Source organism: Cognataquiflexum nitidum, from assembly GCF_022538055.1.
Classification (GTDB): Bacteria; Bacteroidota; Bacteroidia; order Cytophagales; family Cyclobacteriaceae; genus Cognataquiflexum; species Cognataquiflexum nitidum.
The window spans coordinates 1-5,818 of record NZ_JAKZAM010000063.1; the positions used below are offsets into that span (position 1 = coordinate 1).

The 5,818-nt window shown below is 43.2% G+C and carries 6 protein-coding genes; 3 read left to right on the top strand and 3 right to left on the bottom strand.

Annotated features, from left to right (window positions below; all coding sequences use genetic code 11):
- Nucleotides 1–224: 224 nt before the first annotated feature.
- Nucleotides 225–416 carry a hypothetical protein gene (locus MMU07_RS21415; protein ID WP_241128656.1) on the bottom strand — a complete coding sequence of 64 codons (192 nt, stop codon included), beginning with the start codon at nucleotides 414–416 and terminating at the stop codon, nucleotides 225–227.
- A gap of 117 nt (nucleotides 417–533) precedes the next feature.
- Here MMU07_RS21415 and MMU07_RS21420 point away from each other — a divergent pair, with 117 nt between their 5' ends.
- The 3 genes from MMU07_RS21420 to MMU07_RS21430 are packed head-to-tail and all read left to right on the top strand — an operon-like array spanning nucleotide 534 to nucleotide 4,412.
- A complete protein-coding gene (locus MMU07_RS21420; protein WP_241128657.1) occupies nucleotides 534–1,982 on the top strand; it encodes a BatD family protein in 1,449 nt (482 codons plus the stop codon).
- Nucleotides 1,975–3,051, top strand: a complete 1,077-nt coding sequence (aroC, locus tag MMU07_RS21425; RefSeq protein ID WP_241128658.1) for a chorismate synthase — start codon at nucleotides 1,975–1,977, stop codon at nucleotides 3,049–3,051. Before MMU07_RS21420 ends, aroC begins: the two co-directional genes overlap by 8 nt.
- 17 nt (nucleotides 3,052–3,068) lie before the next feature.
- Nucleotides 3,069–4,412 carry a dicarboxylate/amino acid:cation symporter gene (locus tag MMU07_RS21430; protein WP_241128659.1) on the top strand — a complete coding sequence of 448 codons (1,344 nt, stop codon included), beginning with the start codon at nucleotides 3,069–3,071 and terminating at the stop codon, nucleotides 4,410–4,412.
- Between the two features lie 190 nt (nucleotides 4,413–4,602).
- Here the strand turns inward: MMU07_RS21430 and MMU07_RS21435 are convergent, their stop codons facing one another.
- Together MMU07_RS21435 and prmA are read right to left on the bottom strand one after the other, a co-directional pair.
- A complete protein-coding gene (locus MMU07_RS21435; RefSeq protein WP_241128660.1) occupies nucleotides 4,603–4,794 on the bottom strand; it encodes a hypothetical protein in 192 nt (63 codons plus the stop codon).
- Nucleotides 4,791–5,621, bottom strand: a complete 831-nt coding sequence (prmA, locus tag MMU07_RS21440; protein ID WP_241128661.1) for a 50S ribosomal protein L11 methyltransferase — start codon at nucleotides 5,619–5,621, stop codon at nucleotides 4,791–4,793. Before prmA ends, MMU07_RS21435 begins: the two co-directional genes overlap by 4 nt.
- Between the last annotated feature and the right edge of the window lie 197 nt (nucleotides 5,622–5,818).

The window sequence follows — 5,818 nt, forward strand, 5'->3', positions numbered from 1 at the left end:
TCGCAGCTTGATTCATCAGGAAAATTTTGCATGAATTGTAGTATGGTCATAATGTTTCATATTTTAGTACAAGAAACCACCACTATACTTCAACCACAAATTATTGACACTTATTGTCAAATTTTGTCACGTGCATTCATGCGGATACACATAATTTCTAAAAGTACAATTTATTGAACACCAAGAACCTAATAAAAAAAGCCCCAAACTCGGGGCTTTTTCCTTTAACCTGCAAGGCTAATGAAATATTTATCAAGGACGGGTTCGTATTTTCCTGAAAACTTCCTGTAACACCAATCCTTAAATTCAAGTATCTCTGTGGGCATCAGCAGGTTTAGGGCCTTGCGCAACTCCTTCTCAAACAATCTTCTGTCAAAACTGACTTTCATCAAGATGATTTTCACGTATTCCAGCATATTTTAAAGAATTTATAAGTAATGATTAAACAGATTGTTTATTAATACGACATGTAATTTGGTTTGTTGCGTTTAAAATATAAAGCTAATTTGCAAACCATTAGTAGTCATACCATCATGAGTAAAACGACAGTCAGCGCTATTCTTGTATGTTTGTTTCTTTTTATTTCTGTGGGCAGTTTTGCCCAGGAAGTGGCCATCGAATTGGGGCCGGATGAAATAGCACTCAACGAGACCTTCAGCATCAAAGTGACCATTGCAAACGACAAGATCAAATCCTATGATGAGTTCCCGGAAATAGCCGGATTTCAAAAACAGGGCCTTTCCCAATCTTCTTCCATGAATGTCATCAATGGGCAGGTCAGCAGTACCAGCAGCATTATCCAATATTATAAACCGACCAAAAAAGGTGTTGTTACCATTGGAAAGTTTAGCATCAAAATCAACGGCAATGACTACGCCTCTCCCGGAAAATCCGTCACCGTGGTCGACGCACGGGCAGCACAGCGGCAGCCAAACCAATCGGATCCTTTCAGTGATATTTTCGGTGGAACCAGGGAAGAACCCGAATTTATTGAAATTGAAGATGACGCGTTTTTTGCCTCTTCTGTTGACAAAGAAGAAATATATGTAGGCGAAGGATTCAATGTAAGTCTGGCTTTTTATATGTCGGAGACCAATCAGGCCCCTTTTCAGTTTTATGAACCGGGCAAGCAATTGGACGCCATTCTCAAAAAAATGAAGCCCGCCAACGCATGGGAGGAGAATTTCAACATCACCAATATCCAGCCTGAAAGGGTGACTTTCAACGGGAAAAATTGGATCAAGTACAAAGTATATGAAGCAACTTTTTTCCCATTCTCAGAGGGAGAAATCACGATTCCGCCCATTTCATGGGAAATGATCAAATACAAAGTGGCCAAAAACCCAACCTTCTTTGGCAGCAACAGACTGGAGGATTTCAAAACTTTCACTTCTTCCTCCAAAAAAATCAAAGTGAAACCTTTGCCACCCCATCCACTCAGGAATGAAGTCAGTGTGGGGATTTTTCAGTTGAGGGAAAACATCACCGAATTTGAAGCGCAAACAGGAGAAGGAATCACCTACAGTTTTGGAATTACAGGGCAGGGAAACATCAATTCGGTTTCTGCCCCCAAAACAAAACAGATTCACCGTCTCAATACTTTCGATCCCAATGTCCGTCAGCAGGTCAACAGGGGGAATGGAAAGATCACTGGACTCAAAGAATTCAGCTACTACGTCACCATCAATGAGCCCGGGAGAATCAATCTAGGGGATTACTTTGAATGGATATATTTCAATCCTGCTTTGGAAAAATACGATACCCTCAGACCCAAAGCCATCCTCAATGTGACCGGAGAGTCTAAAGTCAATCAGGCAATTTCCAATCAGCGGCTGGGAGGGATCTATGACCTGATTGATGTGGAGAACAACGAGCTTTCAAACCAGAGATATAAGTACTATTTTTCGGTTTTTATTAATTTATTATTGGTCGGTTCAGTCATATTACTAGCCGTCCTGATCACAAGAAGAGGCAATGGGTAATTCATTTGGAAGGATATTTAGAATAAGCACATTCGGCGAGTCCCACGGATTGGGTTTGGGTGTAGTCATAGAAGGCTGTCCGGCAGGTTTGCCGATCGATGAGGAATTTATCCGAAATGAAATGCAGCGGCGGAAGCCCGGACAATCCAAAATCACCACCCAAAGGAAAGAAGAAGACGAATTTCAGATCTTATCGGGGGTGTTTGAAGGAAAGTCCACGGGCACGCCGATCGGTTTGGTCATCATGAATACCGACCAAAAGAGTAAAGATTATAGCCATATCGCTGACAAATTCAGACCTTCCCATGCGGACTATACCTACTTTGAAAAGTACGGAATCAGAGACTACCGCGGTGGAGGCCGAAGCAGCGCCAGGGAAACAGCAGCAAGGGTAGCCGGTGGCGCCATCGCCAAAATGCTCCTGAGCCACTACGGTGTCAGTATCCAGGCTTTTGTCAGTCAGGTGGGGGACATGAAACTGGAGAAGAACTACCAAGAACTTGACCTTGCCAAAACGGAGGAAAATATCGTCCGCTGTCCCGATCCTGTAATGGCCGAAAAGATGATCGAATACATCGATGAGGTCAGAAAGAGCAGGGATACCGTAGGCGGGATCGTTTCCTGTGTGGCCAAAGGCGTTCCTCCCGGATTGGGCGAACCGGTGTTTGACAGGCTTCATGCAGAGTTGGGCAAAGCCATGCTGAGCATCAATGCCGTGAAGGGATTTGAATATGGAAGTGGATTTGAAGGAGTGAAGATGCGGGGATCGGAACACAATGACGCTTACTATCAGGATGGAGATCGCGTCAGGACAAAGACAAATAATTCAGGAGGAATCCAGGGCGGTATTTCCAACGGAGAAGATATATATTTCAATGTAGCTTTCAAACCAGTCGCCACCATCATGCAGGATCAGGAGTCGGTCAATGAAGCCGGAGATTCCGTGACAGTGTCGGGCAAAGGAAGACATGACCCTTGTGTTGTTCCCAGGGCAGTACCTATAGTAGAAGCGATGGCCGCTTTGGTATTGGCGGATTACCTTTTGATCAGCCGAACAAACAAATTATAATATAACCCCAGAATATTATGTTGAAAAAGATACCCTTGCATACCCAGATTATCATCGGATTGGTTTTGGGATTGGTGGTCGGTTTGGTGATGATCAAATTCGGTATTGATCCCTATATCATCATCAATTTTGTCAAACCCATCGGGACTGTATTTATCAATTCATTGAAGATGATCGCAGTGCCATTGGTATTTGCCTCTTTGGTGATTGGCGTTGCAAATCTGGGAGATGTATCCAAACTATCCCGAATCGGTGGGAAAACCCTTTTGGCTTATTTGATTACTACCATCATTGCGATTTCAATAGGGCTCTTACTGGTGAATGTCTTCAAACCGGGTGAAAGCCTTCCTCAAGGTACCAGAGACAGTCTGATGTCATTGTATGATGATACAGCAGGTTCCAAAGCAGATCAGGCAGCTGAAGTATCGAGTCAGGGACCTTTGCAGCCATTGATAGAGATAGTTCCTGAAAATGTGATCAAAGCCGCAGCAGACAACAGTAGCATGCTTCAAGTTGTCTTTTTTGCCATTATTGTTGGAATTGCATTGCTTCAGATTCCCAAGGAAAAAGCCAAGAACTTCACCAGCTTCTTTGATGCCTTCAATGATGTCATCATCAAAATCGTAGAGTACATCATGCTGATTGCTCCCTATGGCGTTTTTGCCCTGATGGCTTCCCTGATTGTCGAGATTGCCGGAGAAGATCCGGATTCTGCTGTGGAGTTACTTCTTGCTCTGTTAAAATATACCATGGTGGTATTGGGAGGACTGTTCTTGGTGATCTTTGGTGTCTACTACCTCCTATTGAAATCCTTTACCAAAATTCCTTTTATAACCTTTCTTAAAGCCTTTAGACCTGCAATGTTGTTGGGTTTTTCGACTTCTTCGAGTTCTGCCACCCTTCCGGTGACGATGAAGATAGTGGAAGATGAAATTGGAGTTTCCGAGGAAGTTTCAAGTTTTGTCCTGCCATTGGGTGCTACCGTCAATATGAACGGGACGAGCCTTTACCAAGCAGTAGCAGCGGTCTTTATCGCTCAGGCTTTGGGCATGGATCTGTCAATTTCCCAGCAATTGACCATTGTTTTGACAGCTACTTTGGCAGCAATAGGTTCGGCAGGTGTTCCCGGTGCAGGATTGATTATGTTGATCATTGTTTTGGAAGCTATCGGTGTACCCGGTGCAGGAATTGCCCTTATCATTGCCCCAGATAGGATTCTAGACATGTTTAGGACAGTAGTAAATATCACCGGAGATGCTGCCGTCTGCGTGGCAGTAGCCTCAACAGAAGGGGAATTGCCTTCCGGGATGATCCGTCAGTCAAATCCTTTTACACCAAATGAAGAAGTGACTGAAAACTGAAAAGCAAAGTCCACAGTCCATATATTTGTCTGCTGTGGCGGAGTAACTACAATGGATTTTCAATCCTAGTAATCTGTGGCCACAAAGCGTACCCACATAAAATGTAATTTTCTTCAAAGTAAAAACCCTCTATGATCAAAGTCACGGAGGGTTTATTTTTTAGATCAAGATTTTTGAGGGGTTTGAATTATTAACTCTTGTTGCGGTCTTTGTATTTTCCAAAGTAATACCCGGGAAAAACCAAAGCTTTCAGCTTCCAGTCATTCTTTTCTTTCAAGTTGAGTGATTCATCAGCATGGACTGTTTTATACATCTTGGAGGCCATGAGTGTATGTGCTATCAAAGCAAGGAAAAGGAAAGCATAAATGATCAACTCGGTCATATTTTCTCCAAAATTAAAGCTGCCCAATTGTCTTTGGTTTTTTGTTCCAAAAGGGTAAGTCCAAAGGAAGTAGCCCTGTTTTGGATGTCTGCAATGTCATGCTCATAGAATCCGCTCAGCAGGAGTTTTCCTCCTTTTTTCACAAGACCTGAATACACTTCCATTTCGTCCAAGAGGACATTTTTATTGATGTTGGCAAGTACAATATCGAATTCACCCTGAGGGTTTACTTCGCGGACTGTTCCTTTTCCCATCCTGACTTTGGACATGCCGTTCAGGTCAAAGTTTTCATTGCCGTTTTCCACGCACCATTCGTCAATGTCAAATGCTTCAATCTCAGCTGCCCCAAGTTGATGCGCCATGATCGCCAATATGCCCGTACCTGCTCCGATATCCAAAACCCTTTTGCCGGAATGATCTAGGGTAAGCTGATGGGACAGCATCAGAAATGTGGTAGCATGGTGCCCTGTGCCAAAAGACATTTTAGGGTTGATGTGGATCTCACATTTGAATTCAGGTCTGGGTTCGTGAAAGGAAGCCCTGACATATACCTGATCGCCGACAAAGATCGGGTCGTAATGTTTTTCCCACTCCTCATTCCAATTGACTTTGGGCATCATGCCTTCCTGAACTTCAATCTTTGCGGTCTCTTTATACCTGTCGATGATTTCCTGATAGGCTTCCCTGTCGATCAAATCCTCCTGAATGTAGGCGTCGATCCCTTCATCTGTTTCCAAAAACGAGGCAAAGCCGACTTCAGAAAGCTCCGCGATAAGAATCTCTCGGAATGGTTCTGTGCAGGAAATCTTAAATTCTAAATAGTCCATTTGTATTGTTGTTTGCATTATGCATAAGCGGCAGTGTCTCCACTGCCGCTTTGATTGTCATTGTGAGTTGTTTTAATTGGCATTTACAGAAAAGCTAATGACGTTTAGTGTTTCGTTATCCTGTCTCGTCCTGAAAATGGTTGACACTTTTGTTGTTTGAAATTAGTTATTGTTTCAATTTCTAAAGAGTTTCTATT

Excerpts from the sequence above, each read along its gene's own strand:
- MMU07_RS21415 (WP_241128656.1), bottom strand. The coding sequence starts at position 416 with ATGCTGGAATACGTGAAAATCATCTTGATGAAAGTCAGTTTTGACAGA.
- MMU07_RS21420 (WP_241128657.1), top strand. The coding sequence starts at position 534 with ATGAGTAAAACGACAGTCAGCGCTATTCTTGTATGTTTGTTTCTTTTT.
- aroC (WP_241128658.1), top strand. The coding sequence starts at position 1,975 with ATGGGTAATTCATTTGGAAGGATATTTAGAATAAGCACATTCGGCGAG.
- MMU07_RS21430 (WP_241128659.1), top strand. The coding sequence starts at position 3,069 with ATGTTGAAAAAGATACCCTTGCATACCCAGATTATCATCGGATTGGTT.
- MMU07_RS21435 (WP_241128660.1), bottom strand. The coding sequence starts at position 4,794 with ATGACCGAGTTGATCATTTATGCTTTCCTTTTCCTTGCTTTGATAGCA.
- prmA (WP_241128661.1), bottom strand. The coding sequence starts at position 5,621 with ATGGACTATTTAGAATTTAAGATTTCCTGCACAGAACCATTCCGAGAG.